Source organism: Sphingomonas pokkalii (assembly GCF_003096275.1).
GTDB lineage: Bacteria > Pseudomonadota > Alphaproteobacteria > Sphingomonadales > Sphingomonadaceae > Sphingomonas > Sphingomonas pokkalii.
In genome coordinates this window covers 756132-782483 of sequence record NZ_QENQ01000001.1, presented here as the reverse complement: position 1 = coordinate 782483, position 26352 = coordinate 756132, and the positions used below count along the sequence as shown (strand labels likewise).

20 protein-coding genes are annotated in these 26352 nt (G+C 67.6%); 9 read left to right on the top strand and 11 right to left on the bottom strand.

The window, feature by feature from the left end:
• Positions 1-78 precede the first annotated feature (78 nt).
• Genes DD559_RS03645 through DD559_RS03635 form a run of 3 tightly spaced genes read left to right on the top strand, consistent with a single transcriptional unit; the run spans position 79 to position 5914 of the window.
• Complete coding sequence (locus DD559_RS03645; RefSeq protein WP_240610102.1) at positions 79-1317, top strand: efflux RND transporter periplasmic adaptor subunit; 1239 nt, start codon at positions 79-81, stop codon at positions 1315-1317.
• The gene (locus tag DD559_RS03640) at positions 1314-4484 is read left to right on the top strand and encodes an efflux RND transporter permease subunit (protein WP_116467993.1); all 3171 of its coding nucleotides are present in this window, start codon (positions 1314-1316) and stop codon (positions 4482-4484) included. The genes DD559_RS03645 and DD559_RS03640 overlap by 4 nt, the downstream gene beginning before the upstream one ends.
• A complete protein-coding gene (locus DD559_RS03635) occupies positions 4481-5914 on the top strand; it encodes an efflux transporter outer membrane subunit (RefSeq protein ID WP_116467992.1) in 1434 nt (477 codons plus the stop codon). Before DD559_RS03640 ends, DD559_RS03635 begins: the two co-directional genes overlap by 4 nt.
• 6 nt (positions 5915-5920) lie before the next feature.
• Here DD559_RS03635 and DD559_RS03630 read toward each other — a convergent pair whose 3' ends face one another.
• Positions 5921-7168 carry a YceI family protein gene (locus DD559_RS03630; RefSeq protein WP_116467991.1) on the bottom strand — a complete coding sequence of 416 codons (1248 nt, stop codon included), beginning with the start codon at positions 7166-7168 and terminating at the stop codon, positions 5921-5923.
• Between the two features lie 173 nt (positions 7169-7341).
• Positions 7342-8019 (bottom strand): c-type cytochrome, encoded by a 678-nt coding sequence (locus DD559_RS03625; RefSeq protein WP_116467990.1) that lies wholly within the window; start codon positions 8017-8019, stop codon positions 7342-7344.
• A 102-nt stretch (positions 8020-8121) separates the two neighbouring features.
• Here DD559_RS03625 and DD559_RS03620 point away from each other — a divergent pair, with 102 nt between their 5' ends.
• Positions 8122-9012, top strand: coding sequence for a prephenate dehydratase (locus DD559_RS03620; protein WP_116467989.1), 891 nt, complete (start codon positions 8122-8124; stop codon positions 9010-9012).
• Positions 9013-9364: 352 nt separating this feature from the next.
• Here the strand turns inward: DD559_RS03620 and nudC are convergent, their stop codons facing one another.
• Genes nudC through DD559_RS03600 form a run of 3 tightly spaced genes read right to left on the bottom strand, consistent with a single transcriptional unit; the run spans position 9365 to position 12554 of the window.
• Complete coding sequence (gene nudC / locus DD559_RS03610; RefSeq protein ID WP_116467987.1) at positions 9365-10234, bottom strand: NAD(+) diphosphatase; 870 nt, start codon at positions 10232-10234, stop codon at positions 9365-9367.
• A complete protein-coding gene (locus DD559_RS03605; RefSeq protein WP_116467986.1) occupies positions 10231-11514 on the bottom strand; it encodes a serine hydrolase domain-containing protein in 1284 nt (427 codons plus the stop codon). The genes nudC and DD559_RS03605 overlap by 4 nt, the downstream gene beginning before the upstream one ends.
• On the bottom strand, positions 11511-12554 hold the full coding sequence (locus DD559_RS03600; protein WP_116467985.1) for an A/G-specific adenine glycosylase: 1044 nt from the start codon (positions 12552-12554) through the stop codon (positions 11511-11513). The genes DD559_RS03605 and DD559_RS03600 overlap by 4 nt, the downstream gene beginning before the upstream one ends.
• A 28-nt stretch (positions 12555-12582) precedes the next feature.
• On the opposite strand from DD559_RS03600, the gene DD559_RS03595 reads away from it, so the two are divergent.
• Genes DD559_RS03595 through smc form a run of 4 tightly spaced genes read left to right on the top strand, consistent with a single transcriptional unit; the run spans position 12583 to position 18030 of the window.
• Positions 12583-13119 (top strand): DUF721 domain-containing protein, encoded by a 537-nt coding sequence (locus DD559_RS03595; RefSeq protein ID WP_116467984.1) that lies wholly within the window; start codon positions 12583-12585, stop codon positions 13117-13119.
• A gap of 1 nt (position 13120) precedes the next feature.
• Positions 13121-13816 (top strand): DsbA family protein, encoded by a 696-nt coding sequence (locus DD559_RS03590; protein ID WP_116467983.1) that lies wholly within the window; start codon positions 13121-13123, stop codon positions 13814-13816.
• 26 nt (positions 13817-13842) lie between these two features.
• Complete coding sequence (locus tag DD559_RS03585; RefSeq protein WP_116467982.1) at positions 13843-14604, top strand: thioredoxin domain-containing protein; 762 nt, start codon at positions 13843-13845, stop codon at positions 14602-14604.
• A gap of 18 nt (positions 14605-14622) precedes the next feature.
• The gene (gene smc, locus DD559_RS03580; RefSeq protein ID WP_116467981.1) at positions 14623-18030 is read left to right on the top strand and encodes a chromosome segregation protein SMC; all 3408 of its coding nucleotides are present in this window, start codon (positions 14623-14625) and stop codon (positions 18028-18030) included.
• 304 nt (positions 18031-18334) lie between these two features.
• Here the strand turns inward: smc and DD559_RS03575 are convergent, their stop codons facing one another.
• From DD559_RS03575 to truB, 4 genes are all read right to left on the bottom strand, one after another.
• Entirely contained in the window at positions 18335-18772 is a 438-nt protein-coding gene (locus DD559_RS03575; protein ID WP_240610100.1) for a hemerythrin domain-containing protein, read from the bottom strand.
• A gap of 165 nt (positions 18773-18937) precedes the next feature.
• Complete coding sequence (pnp, locus tag DD559_RS03570) at positions 18938-21274, bottom strand: polyribonucleotide nucleotidyltransferase (RefSeq protein ID WP_116467979.1); 2337 nt, start codon at positions 21272-21274, stop codon at positions 18938-18940.
• 180 nt (positions 21275-21454) lie between these two features.
• Positions 21455-21724 carry a 30S ribosomal protein S15 gene (gene rpsO, locus DD559_RS03565; protein ID WP_010544825.1) on the bottom strand — a complete coding sequence of 90 codons (270 nt, stop codon included), beginning with the start codon at positions 21722-21724 and terminating at the stop codon, positions 21455-21457.
• 23 nt (positions 21725-21747) lie between these two features.
• Complete coding sequence (truB, locus tag DD559_RS03560) at positions 21748-22641, bottom strand: tRNA pseudouridine(55) synthase TruB (RefSeq protein ID WP_116467978.1); 894 nt, start codon at positions 22639-22641, stop codon at positions 21748-21750.
• Between the two features lie 209 nt (positions 22642-22850).
• On the opposite strand from truB, the gene DD559_RS03555 reads away from it, so the two are divergent.
• On the top strand, positions 22851-25118 hold the full coding sequence (locus DD559_RS03555) for a TonB-dependent receptor (RefSeq protein WP_116467977.1): 2268 nt from the start codon (positions 22851-22853) through the stop codon (positions 25116-25118).
• An 81-nt stretch (positions 25119-25199) separates the two neighbouring features.
• On the opposite strand, the gene DD559_RS03550 is transcribed toward DD559_RS03555, so the two are convergent.
• Both DD559_RS03550 and rbfA read right to left on the bottom strand, forming a co-directional pair.
• On the bottom strand, positions 25200-25784 hold the full coding sequence (locus tag DD559_RS03550) for a thymidine kinase (protein ID WP_116467976.1): 585 nt from the start codon (positions 25782-25784) through the stop codon (positions 25200-25202).
• Positions 25785-25844: 60 nt separating this feature from the next.
• A complete protein-coding gene (gene rbfA / locus DD559_RS03545; RefSeq protein WP_116467975.1) occupies positions 25845-26246 on the bottom strand; it encodes a 30S ribosome-binding factor RbfA in 402 nt (133 codons plus the stop codon).
• Positions 26247-26352: the final 106 nt, after the last annotated feature.

The following is a 26352-nucleotide window of genomic DNA, read 5'->3' as shown; positions in this document are numbered from 1 at the left end:
AACCCTCTAATGGCGCGATGCACAATCGACGGCAATGTGCTTGCAGTGTCGTGAAACCGGATCGCAGAAGGGATTATCGTGTCTGGAAACATCGCGGAAAGCGCGGAACTGCCCGCCACGCCCCGTCTTCTCCCCCGTGCCCAGATGCTATTGCTCGGCGCGATCCTGGCTGCGGTACTGGTGATCGGTGCGATAGTCCTCGCCATCCAGGCGATGCTGGCGCCCAAGCCGGTTCCGGAGACGAAGCTGCCGCCGGGCACCTTCCGCCCGACGACCGAACAACTTGGCCAGATGCAGTTCGCGCCTGCCCGCACCGGCACGAATGCGGATCTGGTGCGCGCCAGCGGCTCGATCCTGCCCGACGGCGATCACAGCACACCGATCGTCCTGCCCTTTTCGGGGCAGGTCCTGCAGGTGCTGGTGGAACCCGGCCAGCGCGTGACGCGCGGCCAGCCGCTGCTGCGACTCGCCTCGCCCGATCTGGTCGATGCGCGCAATGCGCTGCGCAACGCCATCGCCCAGCGCACCAATGCAGCGGAAGCGCTGCGCGTTGCCCAGGCCAATCTCACCCGGCAAAAGGCGATCACCGAAACCGCCGGCGGCGCGATGAAGGACTATCTCCAGGCCCAGGCCGATTTCGTCGCTGCACAGTCGGCCGCACGCCAGGCAGATTCGGCGTTGCGCGCCGCGCAGGACCGGCTTGCGCTGTTCGGTAACGCCAGCGGCAACGGCACGTCTGCCACGATCACCTATCCTGCCCCGGTGTCGGGCATCATCGCCGATCGTAACGTCGCTCCGGGCCAGTATCTCAGCGCCGGCGCGGCCAGCCCGGTGATGACGATCACCGATCCGGCACGCGTGTGGCTGGTCGCCCAGCTTCCCGAAAGCCAGGCCGCCGCGATCCGCCTCGGCGATCAGGTGACCGTCACCACGCCGTCGCTGCCGGGCCGCACCTTCACCGCAACGATCGACAACGTGGCCGCCGGGCTCGATCCGTCCACCCACCGCCTGCCGGTGCGCGCGAGCATCGCCAATCCCGATGGCGCGCTGAAGCCGCAGATGTTCGCTGCCTTCACCATCCGTCAGCCGATCGGCGGCGGGGAATCGGGCGTGCTCGTTCCCGCCATCGCGGTAATCCATGAAGGCGATGATGCCCGCGTCTGGGTGCGCACCGCGAACGGCCTGCTCGTGGGTCGGCCGGTGAAGATTGCCGAAACCGAATCCGGCTTCACCCGGGTGCTCAGCGGCTTGAACCCGGGCGATCAGGTCGTGACCCACGGCGCGCTGTTCGTGAACGAGGCAGGTCTCGACCAATGAACAAGCTCGTCGAACTCGCGCTGCGCCAGCGGATGCTGGTGCTCACCCTGTTGATCGGCATGATCGCAGCGGGGGTGATCGGCTTCGTCAACCTCAATATCGAAGCCTATCCCGATCCGGTACCGCCGATGGTGGAACTGGTGACCCAGAGCGAAGGCATCTCCGCCGAGGAGATGGAACGCAACATCACCACGCCGATCGAAGTGGCGATCGCGGGCCTGCCGCACCTTACGGCAGTGCGCTCGATCTCGCTGTTTGGCCTATCGGACGTGCGGATCCAGTTCAGCTATGACGTCACGCACGAACAGGCCCAGCAGATGGTGCTCGGTCGCCTGTCGCAGCTCGGCACCCTGCCGAACAATGCGCAGCCGCTGATCTCGCCCACCAGCCCGATCGGCGAGATCTATCGCTATCGCCTCACCGGCCCGAACGGCTATTCGGTGATGGACCTGAAGACCATCCAGGATTGGGTGCTGCAGCGCCGCTTCAAGCGCATCCCCGGGGTGATCGACGTGACCGGCTGGGGCGGCAAGCTGCGCTCCTATGAAGTCCGCCTCGATCGCGACAAGCTCGTCGCGCATGGCGTCACCGTCCCGCAGGTACTCGCAGCGATCGGCAAGAGCGACGCCAATGTCGGCGGCCAGACGGTCAATTTCGGCGAGCAGGCGGCGATCGTCCGCGGCGTGGGGCTGATCCAGTCGGTCGATGCGATTCAGAACGTGCTGGTGGGCACGGCCGGCGGCACCCCGATCCTGCTCCGCGAAGTCGGCACCGTGGCAATCGGCAACACGCCGCGGCTCGGCATCGCCGGTGAAGGCCAGGATAACGACGTGGTGATGGGCATCGTGCTGATGCAGCGCGGCGCGCAATCGCTGCCGACGATCACCCGCGTCAAGGCCGAGATCGAATCGATCAACGCCAGCGGCATCCTGCCGCCCGGCGTGAAGATCGAACGCATCTATGATCGCTCGGATCTGATCGCGGTTACCACCCGCACGGTGATGCACAACCTGTTCGAAGGCGTGCTGCTGATCTTCATCCTGCAATGGCTGTTCCTCGGCAATCTGCGCAGCGCGCTGATCGTCGCGATCACCATCCCCTTCGCGCTATCGGTGGCGGTGCTGATCCTGGTGATCCAGGGCGAATCGGCCAATCTGCTGTCGCTTGGCGCGCTCGATTTCGGCCTCGTCGTCGATGCCGCCGTGATCATGGTGGAAGCCGTGTATCGAAGGCTGGCAGACCGATCGCACGCGATTTCCGAAGGCCGCATTCATGCGACCCCGGCAAATCGCTTCTCGGCGATCCTCCACGCCTCCAGCGATGTAAGCCGGGGCATCTTCTTCGCCGCCGCGATCATCATCGCCAGCTTCCTGCCGCTGTTCACGCTCACCGGCGTGGAAGGGCACATCTTCGGGCCGATGGCGAAGACCTATGCCTATGCCATCGCCGGCGGCCTGCTGGCGGCCTTCACCGTCTCCCCGGTCCTGTCGGCCCTGCTGCTGCCGGACAAGCTGAGCGAGGTCGATACCTGGGTGGTCCGCCAGATCCGCCGGGTGCTGGAACCCGCGATTTCCTTCGCGATCGCCAACCGGCTGCTCACCTTCGGCCTCGCGGGGCTGCTCGTGCTCGGTGCGTTCGGCACCGTGCGGGTTCTGGGCGTCGAGTTCCTGCCGCATCTGGAGGAAGGCAACCTCTATATCCGCGCAACGCTGCCGCCCTCGATCTCGCTCGAGGCCGGCCAGCCAATCGTCAACGGCATCCGCAAGATCATCGCGGAATATCCGGAGGTCGATCGCGTTACCTCCACGCACGGTCGTCCCGATGACGGCACCGATCCCACCGGCTTCTTCAATGCGGAATTCTACACCCCGCTGAAGCCGGCCGATCAATGGCCGGCGGGCGTGACGAAGGAAAAGCTGACGGCGGAGCTGCAGGCCAAGCTCCAGGCCCGCTATCCGGGCGTCGAGTTCGAATTCTCGCAATATATCGAAGACGGCGTCGAAGAAGCATCGTCCGGCGTGAAGAGCGCGAACTCGCTCAAGATCTATGGCGCTGATCTTACCACGCTCGAATCGGTTGCGAACCAGATCAAGGCGCAGATGGCGAAGGTGAAGGGGATCACCGATCTGAGCGTGTCCGATTCGCTTGGCCAGCCGACGGTGCGGATCGATATCGATCGGGCTGCCGCGGCGCGCTACGGCCTGACGCCGGACGACATCAACGCCACCGTTTCCTCGGCGATCGGCGGCCAGTCGAGCGGCGACCTGTACGAAAAGTCGACCGACCGGCATTTCCCCATCACCGTCCGCCTCGATGCCGCGCAGCGCAACGACATGGAATCGATCCGCCGCATCACGATCGGTGCGCCCACGCCGAACGGCAACGGCCTGATCCAGGTGCCGCTGTCGGAAGTCGCGAAGGTACACCTCACCACTGGTGCCTCGTTCATCTATCGCGAGCATCAGGAACGCTACATGCCGATCAAGTTCAGCGTCCGTGGGCGCGATCTGGGCGGTGCGATCGACGAAGCGAAAGCCCGCATCGCCAAGAACGTGCAGCTGCCGCCGGGCTATCACCTCGAATGGGCGGGCGAACTGGGCAACCTCACCAGCGCGGTGGCGCGGCTGGAGGTGGTGGTGCCGATCAGCCTGGCGCTGATCCTGGTGCTGCTGTTCGCCAATTTCGGTTCGGTGCGCGATACGCTGCTGGCGTTCAGCGTGATCCCGATGGCGATGGTGGGCGGCGTGCTGGCACTGGCGCTGACCGGCACGCCGTTCAGCATCTCCGCCGCGATCGGCTTCGTCGCGCTGTTCGGCATCGCCGTGATGGACGGCATCCTGGTGGTCAGCACGTTCAACCAGAACGTCAACGAAGACATGGATCATGACGCTGCCATGGCGGTGACGGTGCGGCACAGCCTGCGGCCCGTGATCATGACCTGCCTCGCTGCGGCGATCGGCCTGCTGCCCGCCGCGGTTTCCTCCGGCATCGGCAGCCAGGTGCAGAAGCCGCTGGCACTGGTGGTGGTGGGCGGCATGACCCTCGCGCCGCTGCTGATCCTGCTGGTACTGCCGCCGCTGATCCTGCGCTTCTCGCGTCACCGCGGCGCCCATGGCCACACCGTTCGCCGGCACCATGCCGATGGCACCCCAATGGAGCAGGCATGATGCGCCCGCAGTCCCTTCTCCCGCTCGTCCTGCTTGCCGGCTGCACCGTCGGTCCGCATTCCCTGACGACCCCGGTGCCGCTGCCGCCCGCCCAGACGCCCGGCGCGATCACCCCGGCGAGCGGGGCGGCGCAGCAGCTCGGCGCCGTCCCGGCGATCGTGCCGAACTGGTGGCAGAGCTTCGGCAGCGCCAAGCTCGACGCGCTCGTTGCGCGCACCCTGGCGCATAACGATGATCTGGCGGCGGCCGAGGCAAGCCTGCGCCAGGCCCAGGAAATGGCCCGGGTCGCGCGTGGTGCGCAGGCACCGCAAGTCGATGCCGGCTATCAGGCGCAGCGCACCCAGGTCTCACGATCGCTGTCGAACCCGCTGGCCGATCAGAATACCTTCCTCTACAGCTTCCACACCGCCCAGCTGACCGTCGCCTATCCGATCGACCTGTTCGGGGCGGGCCGCAACAAGGTCCGCTCGGCGCGGGCGGCGGCGGAAGTCGCGGCGCACCAGCTGCGCGCGGCACAGGCCACCGCGATCGCCAATCTGGTGCAGGCGGTGATCGATCATGCCGCGCTGGTCGCCCAGATCGAGGCGACGCGTGCCGCCATCCAGGACAATCGCACGCTCGTCGCCCTGCTGGAGAAGCGCCGGAACCTCGGCGATGTCGGGGAAGCCGATGTCAGCGCGCAGCAGACCGCCCTTGCGACGATCGAGGCAACGCTGGCGCCGCTCGAACGACAACGCCAGCATCAGGCCGGCCTGATCGCAACGCTGGCGGGCGATGCACCGGGCACGGCCGTTGCATTGCCGAGCCTCGCCGAACTGCACCTTCCCGCGACGCTGCCGCTTGCGCTGCCGGCCGAGATCGTCGCCAATCGGCCGGACGTTCGCGCCGCCGAGGCCGAGGTGAAGGCCGCCGCCGCGGACGTCGGAAGCGCGATTGCGGCCCGCCTGCCCTCGCTTACGCTCACGGGCAATGCCGGCGGTTCGTCGACGCGCTTCTTCGACATGTTCAAGGGCAGCAATCCGTTCTTCTCGATCGTCGGCGGCCTTACCCAACCGATCTTCCACGGCGCGCAGCTGAAGCATCAGCAGCGTGCGGCGGAGGCCGCGCTGGATGCCGCGAAGGCACAGTATCGCGCCGCGGCGCTCCAGGCCTTCCTGGACGTGGACGATGCGATCGCCGGGCTGCGCACGGATGCGGAAGCGCTCGACGCCGCCGCCCGCGCCGATGCCGCCGCCACCCGCACCCTGGCGATGACCCGTCGTCAGGTGGAACTCGGCGCGCTTGGCACGTTGCAATTGCTGAACGCATCGTCCGCCGCCTCGCAGGCGTCGGTACAGCTGGTCCAGGCAAAGGCGGCGCGCCTCACCGACAGCGTGGCGCTCTACCTCGCATCCGGCAGCACGCCCGCCGATCTCGCTGCCGCGCGCTGACCCCGGTCAGCGCGCGCTAGCGTCGAACCGGAAGCTGACCGCAACCGGATCGGCGATGGTCGCGGCGTCGCTCCACTGGCCTTTGCCCACGCCGAACGCGAGGCGGCGCACCGTCGCGGTGCCGGCGGCCCGGGCGCGATCGCCATCGATCACCAGCGTGAACCGCACCGGCACGGGCCGGGTGAGCCCCGCCAGCGTCAGCGCACCATCGGCGACATAGCCGCTACCCTGTTTGCGGATGCGGGTTGCGGTAAAGCGCGCATGGGGGTGCCCCGCCACACCGAAAAAGTCGTCGCCGCGCAACGTATCGTCCCGCTCCGCATCGCCGGTCGCCACGGAAGCCAGGTCGATATCCACGCCGATCCGGGAATTGGGCAGATCCTCCGGGCTGAAGCGGATATCTGCGGTCCAGCGGGTGAAGCGACCGTTGATCGCCTCCCCGCTATAATCGGTGCGGAAACCCAGGGTGCCGCCAGGGAGCACCCGCCAGCGCCGCACCGCCGCCGTCGTGGCATTCGGCGAGGGCAACGCCGAAGGGCTTGCCGTGGGGGCCGCAGCCGGTGCCGCCGGCGCAGCCGCCGGCAAGGCCTCGGGCGCTGGGGCTGCCGCAGCCGGCGGCTGGGGCGTCGCCCCCGCGCGACGATAGCTGGCCGAGCCGGCGAAGAACGCCGCGGCACAGGCAGCCAGTGCCGCAATCGCCGCCACCGTGAGCGCGGGACGGCGCGCCACCGCCTGCGGCATCATGCGCCCGATCACGTCATCGCGCAGCAAATGGTGCCGCAGCGCACCTGCGACGTGCAGGACAAACAAGCCTGCCAGCAGCCACCCTACCAGCCCGTGGATGACCTCGGCCGGCGCGTGCATCGCCATGCCGACCGGCAGATGCGGCAGGGGAATCAGTCCGAACAGCAAGGTGGGCAGCTTCACCCGCGCCGTCGAAACCAGAATCCAGCCCGAAATCGGCCCGACGATCATCACGCCGTACAGCAGCAGGTGGACCGCACCGGCCAACGCCCGTGCGGCAGGACTGGCGTCCAACGCCGCCGGCCGCTGCACCGCCAGCCGCACGCCGAGCCGCGCGAGCGACAGGACCAGGATCAGGATACCGACCGATTTGTGAAACTGGAACGCAGCGAACAGCGTCGAACGGGGCAGATCCTCCAGTGCCCAGCCCAGCCCGAGCTGGAACAACAGCAGCAGGGCCAGCGCCCAGTGCAGCAGGATGGCGACGGCGCTATAACGTTGCGGGCGCATTTCCACGAACCTCCTCATGGCTACGGCACCCGCCGACCATGCCGGCTGGCTCCCGGGCGTTCATGCCGGGCCCGTAACGGGGCAACCTTGCCCAAGCCCTCCAGGATCGGCAAGGGGCCGGATGGTCCCGACGCCCGGCAGCAGCATCGCGGGCGCTCGCGGCGCCTGCGGAATCAGCGCTTCTTTTCGGCCTGAACCGCTGCCTGCGGATCCTTGGAAGGGGCGCCCTCGGCAGGCGTCGCCTGACTGACGTTCACCGAAACATCGGCACCTTCGGCGGCCCCGTTGCTCTGCACGCCGGCATTGTCGGGCGCGCCGCTCGCCGCCGGGGCAGCCGGCAAGGGCAGGTTGGAACCCTGCTTGTTGAGGTAGAGGATCACGTCCGCGCGCAATTGCGGGTCCGAGATGCCGGCGAAGGTCATCTTGGTGCCGGGCGCGAACTTGCGCGGACTGGCGAGCCACGCGTCCATTTTTTCGAGATCCCAGGTACCGCCCACGCCCTTCAGCGCGTCCGAAAAGGCAAAGCCGCCCTTGCCCTGCGCGATCCCCTCGCCCAGCGTGGCATAGAGATTGGGGCCGATGCCGTTTGCGCCACCCTGATTGATCGTGTGGCAGGAAGCGCACTGCTTGAACCCGGCCTCGCCCTTGGCAAGGTCGCCACTCGCCAACCGAACCGGCAGCGGGGCGGCTGCGGCGGCACCGCCAGCCCCCTCTTCCTCCGCCTCGACATAATAGCCGGGCTTTTCGGGCGCTTCGGAATGGAAGATCTTCGCGCTAACGATCGAAAGTCCCAACGCGGCGATGCCGCCCGCCAACGCCCAACCTGCGATCGTATTGAAGCGATCTTGCATTATCCGCTCCCGCCTGTGCTTTGATTTCATCTTTAGAGCGCTGCCGCGTCCGAAAGCAAGCGGACTTGCGGCGCCAGCGTACGAAGGCTAGCGCGCCCCTCCATGGAGAATTTCGCCGCCCCCGCACGCCCGATCGTCGCCCGGATGCTTGCCGACGCCGCTGCCGCGCCGAATCGCGCCGTGGCTTTTCAGGGCGCGCCTGGCGCCAATTCGCATGTCGCGGTGCGTGAAGCCTTTCCCGACGCGCTGCCGCTACCCTGTTTTTCCTTCGACGACGCGATCGATGCGGTGAAGGAGGGGCGGGCCGATCGCGCGATGATTCCGATCGAAAACTCCCTGCACGGCCGGGTAGCCGACATCCATTTCCTGCTGCCCGAATCCGGCCTGTCGATCATCGGGGAGCATTTCCTGGCGATCCGCCATACGCTGATGGGCACCGGTCCCATCGACGGCGTGCGCGAGGCAATGAGCCATCCCCAGGCGCTCGGCCAGTGCCGCCACTGGCTGAAGGCCCACGGCATCGCGCAGGTCGCCTATCCCGATACCGCCGGTGCGGCCGCGATGGTGGCAGAGTTGGCCGATCCCAAGGTGGCGGCGCTTGCGCCGGCCCACGCGGCCGAACTGTACGGCCTCAACGTGCTCGCCAGCGACATTGCCGATGCCGCGCACAACATGACCCGCTTCGTGATCCTTTCCCGCGATGCGCCGGGGGTCACCGGCGAAGGTCCGTTCATGACCTCGCTGATCTTCGAGGTGAAGAACATCCCCGCCGCGCTCTACAAGGCGCTGGGCGGCTTCGCGACCAACGGCGTCAACATGACCAAGCTGGAGAGCTACCAGCGCGAGGCGAGCTTCTCGGCAACCGAATTCTACGCCGACATCGTCGGCAGCCCCGACGACGCAGGCGTACTCCGCGCGCTGGAGGAGCTGGGCTTCCACTCGAAATGGGTGCGGCTGCTCGGCACCTACCCGCAGGCACGGCCGCGGCCGTAAAGAAAACGGCCGAAAAGAAAAAACCGTATCCTCCCCCGCCAGGGGGAGGTGGGCCGCGCAGCGGCTCGGAGGGGGAGGAAGCACGACGGTTCGAGAGGTTCTGGCATCCTCCCCCTTCGTCGCCTTCGGCGCCACCTCTCCCTGGCGGGCAGGGCAATCGCATTTGGCCAAAATACATCGTCATCCCCGCGAAGGCGGGGATCCATTGGCGCTGATGCTGAGGTTCTTTCCCCCGGCGCTCAGGGCAATGGATTCCCGCCTTCGCGGGAATGACGATCGCTTTTCGAAATCCGCCGGCCCCTGGCTTCATATGCGATCCCCCTGCCCGGGCGGGGGAGGATACCGACCGAACCTACGCCCCCTCGGCCCAGGCCCTGAGCAGCGTATAGGCGATCGCGTATCCCGGCGGCGCGAGGAACGGCGCCTCCGGAGCCCGCGCCAGCGCTAGGCGCACCTGCGCGCGATCGAACCAGCCGGCATGTTCCAGCTCGTGCGGGTCGATCGCGATATCCTCGTCGAGTGCCTCGCCGATGCACGCGATCATCAGCTGCGACGGGAACGGCCAGGGCTGGCTGGCGACATAGCGGACCTTGCCGACGCGCACGCCCGATTCCTCCAGCGTTTCGCGCCGCACCGCATCCTCGACGCTCTCGCCCACTTCCAGGAAGCCGGCGAGCGCCGAATAGCGATGCGGCGGCCAGCTCGGCTGGCGGCCGAGCAACACCCGGTCGCCACGCTCGGCGAGCATGATCACCACCGGATCGACGCGCGGATAATGCTCGGTCCCGCAACTGGGGCAGAGCCGTCCCCAGCCGGCGCGGAAGATGTCGGTCGGCGTGCCGCAGCGGGCGCAGAAGCCGTGCCGCGCGTGCCAGTCGATCAGGCTGCGCGCTGCCGCATAGTTGGCGGCGTCCTCCGCCCGGAAGGCGTCCAGGATCGCCGAAAGCTCGGGCGGACGCCCCGGCGGCAGCGGGGCGCCGGGCGCCAGCGTCTGCACGAAACGCGGCGCGCCGTCGATAAAGCCGAGGAACAGCAAGGGCTGGGTCGCGGCATCGAGCCCCGTCCAGACCAGGCGCCCCTCGCCGTCGAGCTGCGGCACCAGTCCGTCCAGCAGCAGCAGCCGCGCGCGCGGATCGTCCAGCGCCGCCGCCAGCAGTTCCGGCTCATGGCGGACGCGGTCGTTGCGATCGAGCGTGCCGCCGGTGAAGCCGGGGGCGATCACTTGGCGAGATCGGCGTAGATGGCGGCGCGCACCGGCACCTTGAGGCCCAGTTCGCCGAGCAGGATGTTGACCATCATCGTCGCGCGGACCTGATTCTTGGGGTCGACCCAGGCGAAGGTGCCGGCAGCACCGGACCAGCCATAGGTGCCCTTGGCCGCGCCGCCCGGCTGGTCGGCGAGGAACACCGATCCGCCCGCGCCGAAGCCCATCGGCACACCGGTATCGCGCGCCATCACCGCGAGCAGCGTCTTGTCGACGCCCGGCGGCAGCAGGTCGGACATGGCGAGCGCCGCCGTCTCGGGCTTGAGGATGCGCACGCCGTCCAGCGTGCCGCCATTCTGCAGCATGTGCAGGAACCGGTCATAGTCTCGGGCCGACATGGCGAGCCCCGCGCCACCATAGGGGAAGCTCGGCTTCTTCAGATAGACCGAGGTCGCGCCCGGATCGATCGGCAGGCGGTTGCCGCCCACCATCATATATTCGTCGGCCAGACGGCCCGCTTCGCCGGCCGGCACCGTCCAGTAGCTGGAGGTCATCTTGAGGGGGGCGAGGATGCGGGTGTTGACGAAGCTGTCGAACGGCATGCCGCTCGCCACCTCGATCACCCGGCCGAGCACGTCGAGGCCGATCGAGTAGCTGAACTTGGTGCCCGGCTCGGCGATCAGCGGCAGCGTCGCGGTGCGGTTGGCGAATTCCTCCAGCGTCGCCGGGCGGGCGGGGCGCGCCGTCGCCTCGAACGAATCGCTCACCTGCGCCGGGTTGATGCCCAGCCGGTTATATTCGTTGAGCAGCGGCCCCTTGGTGACGACGTTGTAGCCGAGCCCGGCGGTGTGGGTCAGCAGGTGGCGAACGGTGATCGCCTTGGTCGCCGGGCGGCTGGTCAGGTCCTTCGTCGGGTCGACCAGCACTGTCATATTCTTGAACGCCGGGATGAAGTCGCTGATCGGCTGGTCGAGCTTCAGCTTGCCTTGCTCGATCAGGATCATCGCGGCGATGCCGGTGATCGGCTTGGTCATCGAATAGACCCGCCACAGCGTGTCGGCATTCACCTTGGGCGCGGTGGCGGCGTCGGCCATGCGGCCCTCGCTCACCACGGTCATCGGCGCCTGGCCCTTGGCATAGGTGATGACGATGCCGGGCACCTTGCCCGAGGCGACAGTCTGGCGGGCGAAGGTCTCGACCTGGCTGGGTGCCGGCGTGGCGGCGGTCTGGGCCTGGACCAGCGGCACCTGGAGCAGCAGCGCCGCCCCGATGAGTCCGAACGTTCGCTTGGCCGTCATCGCAGTCTCCGTATCGCTTTGGCCGCCTTGGCGAAGACGGTGGGCAGGCCCGCCGACTCGATGTCGGCGACCGGCCACCATTCGCCGGGGGGTGCGCTTGCATGGCGGGGGATTGTTGCAGTCGCAAGCGCCACTTCCAGGTCGAAATGGGTGAATCCGTGGCGGACGGTTTCGTTCAACATCCGCCACGCCGTTGCCATCGGCGCCTCGGCCATGCCGGGCGGGGTGTCCACCCACGGCCCGGTGGGCAGCGCGCGCATCCCGCCGAGCAGGCCCTTGTCCGGGCGACGGACGAGCAGCACTTCCCCGTCCCGCTCCAGCCAGAACATCGTGCCGTGGCGCTGCGGCTTGGGGACCTTCTTCGCCTTGACCGGATAGGCCTCGGGATCGCCCCGCGTGCGGGCCTTGCAGCCAAAGGCGATCGGGCAGAGCAGGCATTTGGGCGCGCGCACGGTGCAGATGCCGCTCCCCAGATCCATCATCGCCTGGGCAAAGTCGCCGGCGCGGGCGTCGGGGGTGATCGTGTCGGTCCGCTGCCGGATCGCCGGGCGCGATCCCGGCAGCGGCGCAGCAATCGCGAACAGCCGCGACACCACCCGCTCGACATTGGCATCGACCACCACCGCCCGCCGCCCGAACGCGATCGCGGCGATGGCGGCGGCGGTATAGTCGCCGATGCCGGGCAGCGCGCGCAGGCCAGCCTCGCTATCGGGCAGCTCGCCCAGCCGCGCCACCTCGCGGGCGCAGGCGAGCATGTTGCGGGCGCGGGCATAATAGCCAAGGCCCGCCCAGGCGGCCATCACATCGGCATCCGCTGCCGCCGCCATCGCCGCGAATCCCGGCCAGCGCGCGGTGAACGTCTCGAAATAGGGGATGACGGTGGCGACCTGGGTCTGCTGCAGCATCACCTCGGACAGCCACACCTTGTACGGGTCGGTGGCATTGGCGCCGGGCGGCGCGCGCCAAGGCAAGCGGCGGGCATTGGCGTCGTACCAGGCGAGAAGCGCGGGCGCGATCGATTCAGGAGCGTTGTCGGGCACGCCCTGCCTATGGCATGGGAGGCGCACAATGACGAAGCCCCCCCGCACCACCACCCGCCAGCCGCGCCCCGAGCCGAAGCGTTCGAATCGCGTGCGCGCGGTATCCGAGCTGTTGCCGGACGTGGGCGGCGCGGCATTCCGCAAGTTCGGCTTCGTGCAATCGGCGGTCGTCAGCCGCTGGGCGGAGATCGTCGGCGAGCGCTATGCCCGCGTCTCCGCCCCCGAATCGATTCGCTTTCCCCGCGGCAAGCGCGAGGAAGGCGTGCTGGCGCTCACCGTCTCGGGCGCCTTCGCGCCGATGATGCAGCATATCGCGCCGGAGATCATCGAGCGGGTGAACCGCTTCTTCGGCTATCCCGCCGTCGCCAAGCTGGCGATCCGCCACGGTGACCTGCGCGCGCCCAAGGCCAAACCGGCGCCGCCGCCCAGCCTGAAGCCCCTGCCCCAGGCAATGGGGGACAGCCTGCGCGGCATCGCCGATCCGGAACTGCGCGCGGTGCTCGAATCGCTGGCGGCCGGCGTCGCGGCGCAGGAGGAAACCCCGGTGTTCGGCCGGATCGATTGAGATGATGCAACGACTTTTCACCCTGATGCTTGCCCTGGTGCCGCTCTTCGCGCTCGGCGCCGCGCCCGCCCCGCAGCCCGACTGGCTGACCACCGTCGTCGCCACGCCCGAGGGCGGCTATCGCCAGGGCAATCCCAACGCGGCCGTAAAGCTGGTCGAATATGGCTCGCGCACCTGCCCGACCTGCTATCGCTTCGCCGAAGAGGGCATGCAGCCGCTGCGCGATCAGTATATCGCGACCGGCAAGGTCAGCTATGAGTATCGCGATTTTCTCGTGCACGGCGCGCCGGACCTCGCGCTGGCCTTGCTCAACCAGTGCGTCGGCACCCAGCGCTTCTTTCCCGTGCTCGACGCGATCTATGCCAATCAGCCCCAGTTCGAGGAGCGACTGATCGCCCTCAGCAAGACGCCGGAGCGCGTGCAGGCCTGGCAGAAACTGCCGCCGGGCCAGATGGCGACCCGCTTCGCCGAGGCCTTGGGGATGATCGCCTTTGTGAAGACACATGGGCTAGCCGAGGCCAAGGCGCGCCAGTGCCTCGCCGATCCCAAGGCGATCGCGCGCATCGCCAAGACGCAAGCCGATGGCGTCAACCGGTACAAGGTAGATGGCACCCCCAGCTTCTTCGTCAACGGCCGGCGGACGCGTGCGTTCAGCTGGCCCTATCTCGAACCCGAACTGCGCGCCGCCGGCGCCTGACCTGCTGTAAACCGGAGACTGATTCCATGCGCTTCGCCCTAGCCCTTCTTCCCCTCGTGGCGCTTGCCGGCTGCAACGGCAGCAACAACGCCGCCGGCGGCAACAGCAGCGCCCCAGTGCAGGCGGCCGCGCCCGTCGCCGGCGTGCCCGCCCCTGCCGGCAAGCAATGGACCGATGTTGTCGAGAAGACCGCCGACAACGGCTTCCGCCAGGGCAATCCGAACGCACCGATCAAGCTCGTCGAATATGGCTCGCGCATGTGCCCGTTCTGCGCCCAGTTCGGGACGACCGGCGTCGAACCGCTGCGCGAAAAATACATCAAGACCGGCAAGGTCAGCTACGAATATCGCGACTTCCTGATCCACGGCGCGCCCGATCTCGCGCTGGCGCTGCTCAACCAGTGCGTGCCCACCGATGCCTTCTTCCCGATGCTCGACCAGATCTATGCCGGGCAGGAAGGGTTCGAACAGAAGATCATGAGCCTGCAGCAGACCAGCCCGCAGGTGCTCGACCAGATTCAGCAGATGCCGCCGCCCCAGGCCGCGGCCGGCTTCGCCCAGGCGCTGGGCATGGTCGATTTCATGAAGCAGCACGGCCTGCCCGAGGCCCAGGCCAAGGCCTGCCTGGCCGATCAGAAGAAGATCGAGGAGATCGCCAAGGTCAACGCCGATGGCGCCAACGTCCATGGCGTGAATTCCACCCCCAGCTTCTTCATCAACGGCAGCAAGGCCGATGTGAACACCTGGTCCGATCTGGAGCCGCTGCTCCAGAAGGCCGGCGCGCGCTGATCGCGCGCGCCTGAGCCCATGCAGATCAAGCGGCTGCGGCTGACGGGCTTCAAGAGCTTCGTCGATCCGGCCGATCTGCGGATAGAACCGGGGCTGACGGGCATCGTCGGCCCCAATGGCTGCGGCAAATCCAACCTGCTCGAAGCGCTGCGCTGGGTGATGGGCGAAACCAGCGCCAAATCGATGCGCGGCAGCGGCATGGAAGACGTGATCTTCGCCGGCACCGCCACCCGGCCCGCCCGCGATTTCGCCGAAGTCGCGATCGTGGCCGAGCTGCCGGAGCAGCAGGACGAACTGGAGATCATCCGCCGTATCGAGCGCGGCGCCGGATCCGCCTATCGCATCAACGGCCGCGACGTGCGCGCGAAGGACGTCTCGCTCGCTTTCGCCGATGCCGCTACCGGCGCACATTCGCCTGCCCTTGTCAGCCAGGGGCGGATCGGCGCGATCATTGCCGCCAAGCCCGGTGACCGGCGCGCGATGCTGGAGGAAGCCGCGGGAATCGCCGGGCTGCACGTCCGCCGCCGCGACGCCGAGCAGAAGCTGCGCGCGACCGAGACCAACCTCACCCGGCTCGACGAGCTGATCGGCGAGCAGGAACAGCGCGCCGCCGCGCTCAAGCGCCAGGCGCGGCAGGCGGAACGCTATCGCGAGCTTTCCGATCGCATTCGCGTGGCGGAGGCGCGGATGATCTTCGCGCGCTGGCGCGATGCGGCAACCGCGGCGGAGGCCGCCCGCCAGGAAGCCTCCGATGCCGAGGCGCTGGTCGCGGCGCGCAGCGAAGCGCAGGCGGCGGCGGAGGCCGCCCAGCTCGCCGCCGTGGAAGCGGTCGCGGCCCTCCGCACGGAAGCGCTGCGGCTGCGGGATGCCGCAGGCGAGGCCCAGCACCGGCTGCAAGCGCTCCGCAGCGCCCGCCATGGCGTCGAGCGCCGGATCGCCGAACTGGCCGAAGCCGGGCGGCGGCTGGACGCCGATCGTTCTCGCGAAGCCGCGCTCGCCCGTGACGCGGCCGACGCGATCGAGCGGCTGGCGGACGAACAGGCCGCACTGGAAGCGCGAATCGCCGAAGCGGTCGCGCGGGTGCCGTTGCTCGAGTCGAGCTGCGTCGAGGCCGAACGCGCCGCCCGCGACGCCGAAGTCGCGCTATCGCAGGCGCTGGCGCAGCAGGCGAGCGAGGCAGCCGAAGTGCGCGTTGCCGACGCCGCACTCGCCGCCGCCCGCGCCCGCATGGAACGCAGCCAGCGCGATCAGGCGCGGATCGAGGCCGAAGCGCACATGCTCGCCGATGCCGAGCCGCTTCACGCCGAGCGGCAACGTGCGGCCAGCGCCCGTGTCGAGGCGCAACACCAGGCTGAAGCCGCGCGCGACGCGCTCACCCGCGCCGATGCCGAGGAGCGCGCGGCGATCGAGGCACGCAATGGCGCCCAGGCCGCCCGCGCTACCGCCCATGCCGAACTCGCCCAGATCGACAGCGAAGCGGCCGCGCTCGCCAAGGCGACCAAACCCACCGGCAAGGATCGGCTGCTCGACCGGGTCACCGTGGCTGACGGCTATGAGCGCGCGCTCGCGGCGGCGCTGGGCGACGATCTGGAGGCCGGGCTGGAGGCCAGCGCCGAGCGCCATTGGGGGGGCGCCGAGCCGCTGCCAACCGATCCGGGTCCGCCCGCGGGCACCGCGCCGCTGACGGCCCACGTCACCGCGCCCAACGAACTCGCCCGGCGATTGGCGCAGGTCGTGGTATGCGAAACCGATGCCGGCCAGGCGCTCGCTGTCGGCCAGCGCCTGGTGACGTTGCAAGGCGTGCTTCGCCGCTGGGACGGCTATCGCGCCCGCTCGGGCGGCGCCGCGGCGGCGCAGCGGCTGGAGCGAGTCAATCGGCTCGCCGCCTTGGAACGCGCACGGCCGGCAGCGCAGGCGGCGCTGGATGCGGCGGCGGCGGCGCTCAGCCGGATCGAAGCGACGATCGCAGAGGCACGACGCAGTGCGGCCGAGAATCGCAGGCGCCTCGATCAGGCCGAGCTGGCTGCCCGCGAAGCGACGCGCGCAGAGGATCGCGCCGCCGGCCAGCTCGAACGGCTCGAAGCGCAGCGCGCCGATCTCGATGCACGGCGCAGCCGGATCGTCGCCGAACTGGCGGACGCACAGGGCGAATTCGCCCGCGCCGACGCCGCGAAAGCCGCGCTGCCCGATGGCGCGGCAACGCGCGCGAAGGTGGCAACGCTCTCCCGCGAGGCCGATTCGGCGCGCGCCGCCGTCGCCGGCGCCCGTGCCGAGCGGGTGACGCTCGACCGCGACCTCGCCCAGGCGCGCGAGCGACGCGTCGCCGCCGATGCCGAAGCGAAGAGCTGGAGCGCCCGCGCCGCCGATGCCACGCGCCGATCGGCGGAGATGAATGCGCGGGCGGCCACCCTGGCGCAGGAACGCGAGGCGATCGCAGCCCGCCCCACCCAAATCGCCGCGCAGCTCGGCGAAGCCGAAGCCGCCAGCGAAGCGACGAAGCGCGACTTGGCCGCCGCCCAGGCTGCCGAAGCCGAAGCCGAAGCCGCGCTGCGCGCCGCCGAGGGGGCGCTGCGCAAGGCAAGCGAAGCGCTGTCCGAAGCCCGCGAACGCCGCGCCGGCGCCGCCGCCCGCGCCGAAAGCCAGGATCTGCGCCGGGTGGAGATGGGTCGCGTGTCCGGCGAGCGCTTCGAATGTCCGCCGCCGCTGCTCCCGCCGCGCCTGGGCTTCGAGGCGGAAAGCGTACGCAACCCGCAGGAAGAGGCGGCCACGCACGACAAGCTCGCGGTCGAGCGCGAGCGTCTGGGGCCCGTGAACCTCGTCGCCGAAACCGAGCTGGCCGAACTGGAGGCCGCGTTCGGCACCAATGCGCGCGAGCGCGACGAACTGATGCAGGCGGTGCATCGTCTGCGCGGATCGATCGGCACGCTCAACCGCGAGGGGCGCCAGCGCCTGCTCGCCGCGTTCGAAGCGGTGGACGGGCATTTCCGCACGCTGTTCACCACCTTGTTCAACGGCGGCCAGGCGCATCTCGCGCTGATCGATTCGGACGATCCGCTCGAAGCCGGCCTGGAGATCATGGCGCAGCCGCCGGGCAAGAAGCTGCAATCGCTCACCCTCCTGTCCGGCGGCGAGCAGGCGCTGACCGCGGTCGCGCTGATCTTCGCGCTGTTCCTTACCAAGCCCTCGCCGATCTGCGTGCTCGACGAAGTCGATGCCCCCCTCGACGATGCCAATGTCGACCGCTTCTGCGATCTGCTGGAGCGTATGACGCGGGAGACCGCGACTCGGTATCTGATCGTCACCCACAATGCGGCGACGATGGCACGAATGCACCGGCTATTCGGCGTCACGATGGTCGAACGCGGCGTCAGCCGGCTGGTGTCCGTCGATCTCGGCGGCGCAACCAGCCTGTTGGCTGCGGAATAGCCGCGCCGTTAGCGCATGTTCACGTTGACCGTTACGGTCAAAGGCTCGGAAAATGCGGCAATCAACGCCTGATACCAGGCTGCATGGATACCGACGCATCCAGCCTCTCCCCGTCATCCCGGCTTACGCCGGGGCGACGCTGTGGGGGACGCGGATGGGGTCTTCTGCGTGCAGCCTGGTATTGGAGCGTCTTCGCCCACGGTGAAAACGCTCTATCGCGCGATGTGATATTGCCCTGGCGGGACGTTGCCGCTTCGCGGTTGCCCTGCGCCGTCACGGCGGGTCAACATCCTGCCATCTCGCTTTAGTGGTAGCTGGGCGTGCTCGGCTCGGTCTGGAGCGCAACGGCGACGAGCAGGCTGTCTTCCAGCTGCACACGCCCGCGCAGGCGCGGCATCATCGCGCGAGTCGCCTGGACGAAACCATCGCGGTCGGCAGCGATCTGCTCGGTGGTCCAGTGCACCAGATACTCCTTCCAGTTGCACTTCAGCCGTTCGAACTCGTCTCGAACCTGATCCACCTTGCCACGCGAAATGCCGGGCTGGGCGGAAAGGGCGAGCGTGTAGATCGTGGCATCTTCGCGGTCGAGATGATCGGCGACAGCGTGAAGCAGATGATCGAGCGCGAGCGAGAGTTTTTCCGGTTCCGCCGTGGTTTCGATCAACCCCGAAAGCCGCCGTGCGAGAATATCGATCGTTTCATGATCGCGTCGCAGGTCGGCAATCGTCGTATTGGCCATCATCGCCATTCTCCTGTTCGCGGCAATCCGCGACACCTCTCCAATCCTACCCCTCGGATCGATACAGTAGCTGCAATTTCCTAAAAGTTAAACATCCCCGATGGGGAACACAAAAAAGGGGTCCGGCAATGCCGAACCCCTTCTTCATGCCCTTGCGAGCCTTGCCAATCAGTCGCGATCGCCGGTCAGGAACGCCGGCAGGCCGATATCGCCGCCATCGTCCTTGGCTTCGCTGCGCTCGCCACGCGGACGATCGCTGCGTTCGCGGCGCGGGCCGCGATCGCCGCCCTTGCCGCCTTCGCGGCGGCGGTCGCCACCACGATCGCCGCGATCGCCGCGATCACCCCGATCACCCCGATCCCCACGGTCGCCGCGCGGCTCGCGCGCGGGGCGGGTATCTTCCAGCTCGGCGCCGGTTTCCTGATCGACGACGCGCATCGACAGGCGAACCTTGCCGCGCGGATCGATCTCGAGAACCTTGACCTTGACCTCCTGGCCTTCCTTCAGAACGTCCGCGACCTTTTCGACGCGCTCGTTCTTGATCTCGGAAACGTGGACCAGGCCGTCCTTGCCGCCCATGAAGTTCACGAACGCACCGAAATCGACGAGGTTGACGACCTTGCCGTCATAGACCTTGCCGACTTCCGGCTCCTCGACGAGGCCCTTGATCCACTTGATCGCGGCTTCGATCTGCGCCGGATCGGACGAGCTGACCTTGATCACGCCCTCGTCGTCGATGTCGACCTTGGCGCCGGTGGTGGCGACGATCTCGCGGATCACCTTGCCGCCGGTGCCGATCACTTCGCGGATCTTCGACTTGTCGATCGTGAAGGTCTCGATGCGCGGCGCGTGCGCGGAGAGCTCGGCGCGGACTTCGCCCAGCGCCTTGTTCATCTCGCCCAGGATGTGCGCACGGCCGGCCTTGGCCTGGTTGAGCGCCGCTTCGAAGATCTCCTTGGTGATACCGGCGATCTTGATGTCCATCTGCATCGTGGTGATGCCTTGCGCCGTGCCGGCGACCTTGAAGTCCATGTCGCCCAGGTGATCCTCGTCACCCAGGATGTCGGACAGGATGGCGAAGTTCTTGCCTTCCAGGATCAGGCCCATGGCGATGCCCGAGACCGGACGCTTGATCGGCACGCCGGCGTCCATCATCGCGAGGCTGCCGCCGCACACCGAGGCCATCGACGACGAGCCGTTCGACTCGGTGATGTCGCTGGTCAGGCGGATCGTGTAGGGGAAGTCTTCCTTGGCGGGCAGCACCGGGTGCAGCGCGCGCCATGCCAGCTTGCCATGGCCGACTTCGCGACGGCCCGGCGCGCCGAAGCGGCCCACTTCGCCGACCGAATAGGGCGGGAAGTTATAGTGCAGCATGAAGTTCTGGTAGCTGAGGCCGTTCAGGCCATCGATCATCTGCTCGGCGTCCTTGGTGCCGAGGGTGCAGGTGGCGATGGTCTGGGTCTCGCCGCGGGTGAACAGCGCCGAGCCGTGCGCGCGCGGCAGGAAGTGCGTCTCCGCCTCGATCGGGCGGATCTGCGTGGTGGTGCGGCCGTCGATGCGCTTGCCGTCCTTGAGGATGGCGGTGCGGACGATCTCGGCTTCCAGCTTCTTGGTCAGCTTGATGCCGGCCATCACGTCCTGGGGGGACAGGCCGTCCTCGGTGAACTGCGCCTTCGCCTTGGCACGCGCCTCGTTGAGCGCGTTCGAGCGGGCCGACTTGTCGGTCAGCTTGTAGGCGGCGGCGATGTCCTTGCCGATCAGCTTCTTGATCTTGTCCTTGAGCTTCGCATTGTCGTTCGACGACGCGATTTCCCACGGATCCTTGGCCGCCTGCTCAGCCAGCTTGACGATCGCCTTAACAACCTCACGGCAAGCATCATGCGCAAACAGCACGGCGCCGAGCATGACCTCTTCCGAAAGCTCCTTGGCTTCGGATTCGACCATCATCACCGCGTCATAGGTGGCGGCGACGACGAGATCGAGCTCGCCCTCAGCAACCTGCGCGTCGGTCGGGTTGAGGATGTATTCGCCGTTGACATAGCCGACGCGCGCCGCGCCGATCGGGCCCATGAAGGGCACGCCCGACAGGGTGAGCGCTGCCGAGGCCGCGATCATCGAGAGGATGTCGGGCTCGTTCTCGCCGTCATAGCTCAGCACCTGAGCGATGGCGTTGATCTCGTTGTAGAAGCCTTCCGGGAACAGCGGGCGGATCGGGCGGTCGATGAGGCGGGAGACCAGCGTCTCCTTCTCGGTGGCGCCGCGCTCGCGCTTGAAGAAGCCACCCGGGATGCGACCGGCGGCCGAGAATTTTTCCTGATAGTGGACGGTCAGCGGGAAGAAGTCCTGGCCTTCCTTCACGCTCTTCGCGGCGGTGACGGCGCACAGCACCACGGTTTCGCCGAGGGTCGCGATCACCGCGCCGTCGGCCTGGCGGGCAACCTTGCCCGTTTCGAGAGTCAGCGTCTTGCCGCCCCACTCGATCGATACAGTCTTCTTGTCGAACATGTCGTTTCCTTCACTCCCCGGTGCCAATCACGCGGGGGGCCTATGCGTGAGCCGTATGTGGCTCGTGGGACCGACCGTATTGCCGGATCCCCCGTTCGTCCCCGGCGCCTTTCGCCCGGGACCGCCGATGCGTTATCGCACCGGAATGACAAAAAGGCGACCCGAAGGTCGCCTTTCCGTTTACTTGCGAAGACCGAGCTTCGCGATGAGATCTGCGTAGCGCGCCTGGTCCTTCTTCTTCAGATAGTCCAGCAGGCTGCGGCGCTTGTTGACCAGCATCAGCAGACCGCGGCGCGAGTGGTTGTCCTTCGCGTGGGTCTTGAAGTGCTCGGTGAGGTTGGCGATGCGCTCCGAGAGGATCGCGACCTGCACTTCGGGGCTGCCGGTGTCGCCCTCGTTGCGGGCGTGTTCCTTGACGAGCGCTTCCTTGCGCTCCTGCGTGATCGACATGGCGTTTCCTTCGACATCTATGGCTACAGGTTGAAGCCGCGGACGACCCGGATGTTTCCGGCTTCCGCCTCTACCAGCGCGACGGGGGTGTCCCCGAGCAGCGCGAAATAGAGGCCATCGTCTTTGGCAATCCCGACCAAGACCCGCCCCTGACGGAGCAGCCCTGCCTGATCGGGGGTGAGGGGTAGAGCCGGGATGTCGTCCAGCCCCGCCCTCAGCGGCAGGCAAATGTCTTCAAGGCGCCGCTCCTTAGCGGCATCCGCCAAAGAGTCCAGCGAAATCGCTTGGGTCAAGGTGAAGGGACCGGCCTTGATCCTTCGGAGATAGGTGACGTGGCCGACGGTTCCAAGCGCCTGGGCGATGTCGCGGGCGAGGCTGCGGATGTATGTGCCCTTGGAGACATGGGCGCGCAGGGTGGCGAACTGCGCACCATCCTCGTTCTGCCAAGATAGATACTGCAGATCGTGGATGGTGATCCGACGAGTCGCCAATGTAACTTCCTGACCCGATCGCGCAAGGTCATAGGCCCGCTCGCCATTGACCTTCAGTGCGGAATAGGCGGGCGGCAGTTGGTCGATCTCGCCTAGAAATTGCCCGAGAACATCCTCGACGTCCGCGCCATCGACGAACGCCTCAGACGTCGCAATCACCTTCCCCTCGGCATCGAGCGTGTCCGTCTCCACCCCGAAGCGGATGGTGAAATCATACACCTTGTCGCTGTCGAGCATCCGGCCCGCCAGCTTGGTCGCCTCGCCCAGCGCGATCGGCAGCACGCCGGTCGCCAGCGGATCGAGCGTGCCGCCATGGCCCACCTTTACCTTGGCATAGCCGCCCTCGCGCAGCGCGCGCTTCACCGCGCTCACGCCTTGTGTCGAGCCGAGCCCCAGGGGTTTGTCGAGAAGGATCCAGCCATGCATGGCGGCGCCATAGGTTCGCTTCGGCGCGGGCGCAAATCACGACATTATTGCAACACCCAAAGGCAAACCGTTCGGGCGTAGCCCGAAACGCTTGCTGCAGATGACGGTTCCGCTACAGGCGCGCGAAAAATCAGCGACATCGACAAGAAACGATCGCGACACTGCGCTGGAGAGGACGAGCCATCACAGCACGGGGACTCGATTCCGCCATGACCACCGCTACCCTTCTCCGCGTCCTGCTCCTCTGCAGCGCCGCGCTCACCACGCCTTCGGCGCTCGCCGCGACCGCTCATAGCGAAACGCCCGCCGTTCGGGGCGCCCAGCCCGACGAGACCGCGCCGCAGGATAGCGGCGACATCGTCGTCACCGCACAGCGCCGCACCGAAGCCGCCAAGGACGTGCCCGTCGCCGTCACCGCGATCGGCGGCGAGAAGCTCGACGTGCTCAACTCCTCGGGCCTCGACGTCCGCTTCCTCTCGGCGCGCACGCCCAGCCTCCAGATCGAAAGCTCGTTCGGCCGTACCTTCCCGCGCTTCTACATCCGCGGCCTCGGCAACACCGATTTCGATCCCAACGCCGCGCAGCCGGTGTCGGTGGTGTACGACAATGTCGCGCTCGAAAACCCGATGCTCAAGTCGTTCCCGGCGTTCGATCTCGCCCGCGTCGAAGTGCTGCGCGGGCCGCAGGGCACGCTGTTCGGCCGCAACACGCCGGCCGGCGTGGTGAAGCTCGAATCGCAGCGCCCGACCGATCAATATGAAGCCAAGGGCAGCGTCAGCTGGGCGACCTACAACACGGTCAATGCCGATCTCGCGCTCAACGCGCCGCTCGGGGGCGGCTTCAGCCTGCGCGTGTCCGGCCTCGTCCAGCACCGTGACAACTGGGTGGTGAACGACAGCACCAGCAAGCTCAGCGTCGCCAATCGCAAGCTCGAAGGCTATACCGATCGCGCCGGCCGCGTGCAGCTCAGCTACACCAGCGGCGACTTCAACGCGCTGCTCAACGTCCATGGTCGCGACCTCGAAGGCACGCCGCGCGTGTTCCGCGCCGGCCTGTTCCAGCAGGGCTCGAATAACTTCTCGGCGGGCTTCGATCCCAAGCACGTCAAGCTCGACGGCTATACCAGCCAGTGGCTGGAGCAGTGGGGCAGCAACCTGCAGCTCGACTATCATTTCGACGGGATCGGCACGCTCTACTCGATCACGTCCTACGAGCGCGCCAAGGTGCAGAGCACCGGCGACGTCGACGGTGGCGACACCTATGGCTTCCCGGCGCTGGGCTTGAACAAGGCCCTGTTCCCGTCGAACACCGGCGGCATCACGAGCCCCAAGGAGTTCAGCCAGGAACTACGCTTCGCCACCGACCAGTTCGGCGCGTTCCGCGGCCAGGCGGGTCTCTATTATTTCGACCAGAATCTCGATTACAGCGAATATGGCTATGACCTGGGCGGCGGCGCGCAGACCCAGAATATCGGCCATGTGAACATCAACGAGAATTACGGCGTGTTCGCCTCGGGCGAGTTCAAGGCGACCGACGCGCTCACCCTGCGGGCCGGCGTGCGCTATTCGCATGACCGCAAGAACGACGTGATCACCGGCTTCGGCCCGCTCACCGCTGGTCTGACGCTGCCGGTGCAGACGAAGGTCAAGGGCGAGGCGGTGACCTGGGACGCCAGCGCCACCTATGCGCTGACCCCCGACGTCAATGTCTATGCGCGCTTCGCGACCGGCTATCTCGGCCCGGCGATCCAGGACCGCGTGACCTTCGGCTCGGTGCCGACCACCGCCGGCAAGCAGTTCACCAAGTCGGCCGAGGCCGGCGTGAAGGGGGCGCTCCCGGCCAAGGGGCTGAACTATGCGCTGACCGGCTACTGGTTCCGCACCGACGACCTGCAGCTGACCGCGGTGGGCGGCGCGAGCAACGCCAACCAGCTGCTCTCGGCCGATCACGTCAACGGCTACGGCGTCGAGGCGGAGTTCAGCTACCGCCCGGTGCGCGGGCTCGATCTCAACGCAAGCGGCAGCTACAACTTCACCCAGATCCGCGATCCCAAGCTGGCCGTGGCGGCGTGCGGGTCGCTGTGCACGATGACCGATCCGACCTTCACCGTCGGCACCAGCACCTTCGCCCGGATCGACGGCAACCGCCTGCCCCAGGCGCCGCGCTTCGTGCTGAACGCCACCGCCCGCTACGGCGTGCCGCTGGCGAACGGTGGCGAGGTCTATGCCTATACCGACTGGGCGTATCGCAGCGAGATCAACTACTTCCTCTACGAGGCCAAGGAGTTCCGCGGGCGTTCGCTGCTCGAGGGCGGTCTGCGCATCGGCTATCGCGCGCCGGAGGGCTATGAGGTGGCAGCGTTCGCGCGCAACATCCTCAACCAGATCCGCGCGCAGAGCGCGATCGACTTCAACAACCTGACCGGCATGATCAACGAGCCGCGCATCATCGGCGGCGAGATCCGGTTCCACTTCTGATCGGGGGCGCGGTGGGTTGGCTCCCGGCCGCGCATTCGGTTCCAAGGGCGTCGCGGAGCAATCCGCGGCGCCCTTTTCGCATCAGCCGATCGCGCCGCGCCGCGCGACGAAATGGCGGCGGCAGAGCGCGACATAGCGGTCGTTGCCGCCGATCTCGCGCTGTTCGCCTTCGCGCACCGCCCGGCCCTCGGCATCGACGCGCAGGTTCATCGTCGCCTTGCGACCGCATTCGCAGACCGACTTGATCTCGACCAGCGAGTCCGCGATCGCCAGCAGCGCCGCCGCGCCTTCGAACAGCACGCCTCGGAAATCGGTGCGCAGGCCGTAGCAGAGCACGGGTATCTCGTCCTCGTCGCACACCGCCGCCAGCTGGCGCACCTGCGCGGCCGAGAGAAACTGTGCCTCGTCCACCAGCACGCAGGCGATCGGCGCGGCATCGCGCGCAGCCTGGACGATGCGGCGCAGGTCGGTTTCGGCGTCGAAGGGGGTGGCATCGGCATGGATGCCGAGCCGGGAATCGATCACGCCGTGCCCGACACGATCATGCACGCCCGCCGTGAACAACAGCGTGTGCATGCCGCGCTCGCGATAGTTGAAATCGGCCTGGAGCAGCGTGGTCGATTTGCCCGCGTTCATCGAGGCGTAGTAGAAATAGAGCTTGGCCATCGCGGCATCACACCAGAAGTGGCGCCGATGTCCAGTCCGCCGCGGCTGCGAGCGGAGCGATCAGCCCTGATCGTCCTCGCCGAGATCGCGTGCGACATTGGGCGCGCGGAGGAGCTGGTCGATATGGCTGCCCTCGTCGAAGCTCTCGTCCGCCAGGAACTTGAGCTTGGCGGCGTATTTCATCTTCACCCGGTGCGCGACTTCGCGCTGGAGGAAGGCGGTGTTGGTGCGCAGCGCCTTGAGCACCGCGTCCTCGTCCTTACCGAGCAGCGGCTTCACGAACACCGTCGCGTGGCGCAGGTCGGGGGACATCCGCACCTCGGTCACCGAAACCATGTGCTTCGCCAGCACCTCGTCATGCACGTCACCGCGCTGGAGGATCTCACTGAGGATATGGCGCACCTGTTCGCCCACGCGCAGCACGCGGACGGAGCGGGTTTCATCGGTGTCATTCTGGCGCATCTTGTGATTCTGACCGGTTTTCGCTATCTAAAGAGCACTGCAACTGTGACCGTTGGTACAACGTCACTTCCTGAGCCCGGGTGTTCCAGCGCCCGGGCTCAAAGCA

What these genes read in the sequence shown, in the direction of transcription:
- DD559_RS03640 (WP_116467993.1), top strand. Translation starts at nt 1,314, where the DNA reads ATGAACAAGCTCGTCGAACTCGCGCTGCGCCAGCGGATGCTGGTGCTC.
- DD559_RS03635 (WP_116467992.1), top strand. Translation starts at nt 4,481, where the DNA reads ATGATGCGCCCGCAGTCCCTTCTCCCGCTCGTCCTGCTTGCCGGCTGC.
- DD559_RS03630 (WP_116467991.1), bottom strand. Translation starts at nt 7,168, where the DNA reads ATGCGCCCGCAACGTTATAGCGCCGTCGCCATCCTGCTGCACTGGGCG.
- DD559_RS03625 (WP_116467990.1), bottom strand. Translation starts at nt 8,019, where the DNA reads ATGCAAGATCGCTTCAATACGATCGCAGGTTGGGCGTTGGCGGGCGGC.
- DD559_RS03620 (WP_116467989.1), top strand. Translation starts at nt 8,122, where the DNA reads ATGGAGAATTTCGCCGCCCCCGCACGCCCGATCGTCGCCCGGATGCTT.
- DD559_RS03605 (WP_116467986.1), bottom strand. Translation starts at nt 11,514, where the DNA reads ATGACGGCCAAGCGAACGTTCGGACTCATCGGGGCGGCGCTGCTGCTC.
- DD559_RS03595 (WP_116467984.1), top strand. Translation starts at nt 12,583, where the DNA reads ATGACGAAGCCCCCCCGCACCACCACCCGCCAGCCGCGCCCCGAGCCG.
- DD559_RS03590 (WP_116467983.1), top strand. Translation starts at nt 13,121, where the DNA reads ATGATGCAACGACTTTTCACCCTGATGCTTGCCCTGGTGCCGCTCTTC.
- DD559_RS03585 (WP_116467982.1), top strand. Translation starts at nt 13,843, where the DNA reads ATGCGCTTCGCCCTAGCCCTTCTTCCCCTCGTGGCGCTTGCCGGCTGC.
- smc (WP_116467981.1), top strand. Translation starts at nt 14,623, where the DNA reads ATGCAGATCAAGCGGCTGCGGCTGACGGGCTTCAAGAGCTTCGTCGAT.
- DD559_RS03575 (WP_240610100.1), bottom strand. Translation starts at nt 18,772, where the DNA reads ATGATGGCCAATACGACGATTGCCGACCTGCGACGCGATCATGAAACG.
- pnp (WP_116467979.1), bottom strand. Translation starts at nt 21,274, where the DNA reads ATGTTCGACAAGAAGACTGTATCGATCGAGTGGGGCGGCAAGACGCTG.
- rpsO (WP_010544825.1), bottom strand. Translation starts at nt 21,724, where the DNA reads ATGTCGATCACGCAGGAGCGCAAGGAAGCGCTCGTCAAGGAACACGCC.
- truB (WP_116467978.1), bottom strand. Translation starts at nt 22,641, where the DNA reads ATGCATGGCTGGATCCTTCTCGACAAACCCCTGGGGCTCGGCTCGACA.
- DD559_RS03555 (WP_116467977.1), top strand. Translation starts at nt 22,851, where the DNA reads ATGACCACCGCTACCCTTCTCCGCGTCCTGCTCCTCTGCAGCGCCGCG.
- DD559_RS03550 (WP_116467976.1), bottom strand. Translation starts at nt 25,784, where the DNA reads ATGGCCAAGCTCTATTTCTACTACGCCTCGATGAACGCGGGCAAATCG.
- rbfA (WP_116467975.1), bottom strand. Translation starts at nt 26,246, where the DNA reads ATGCGCCAGAATGACACCGATGAAACCCGCTCCGTCCGCGTGCTGCGC.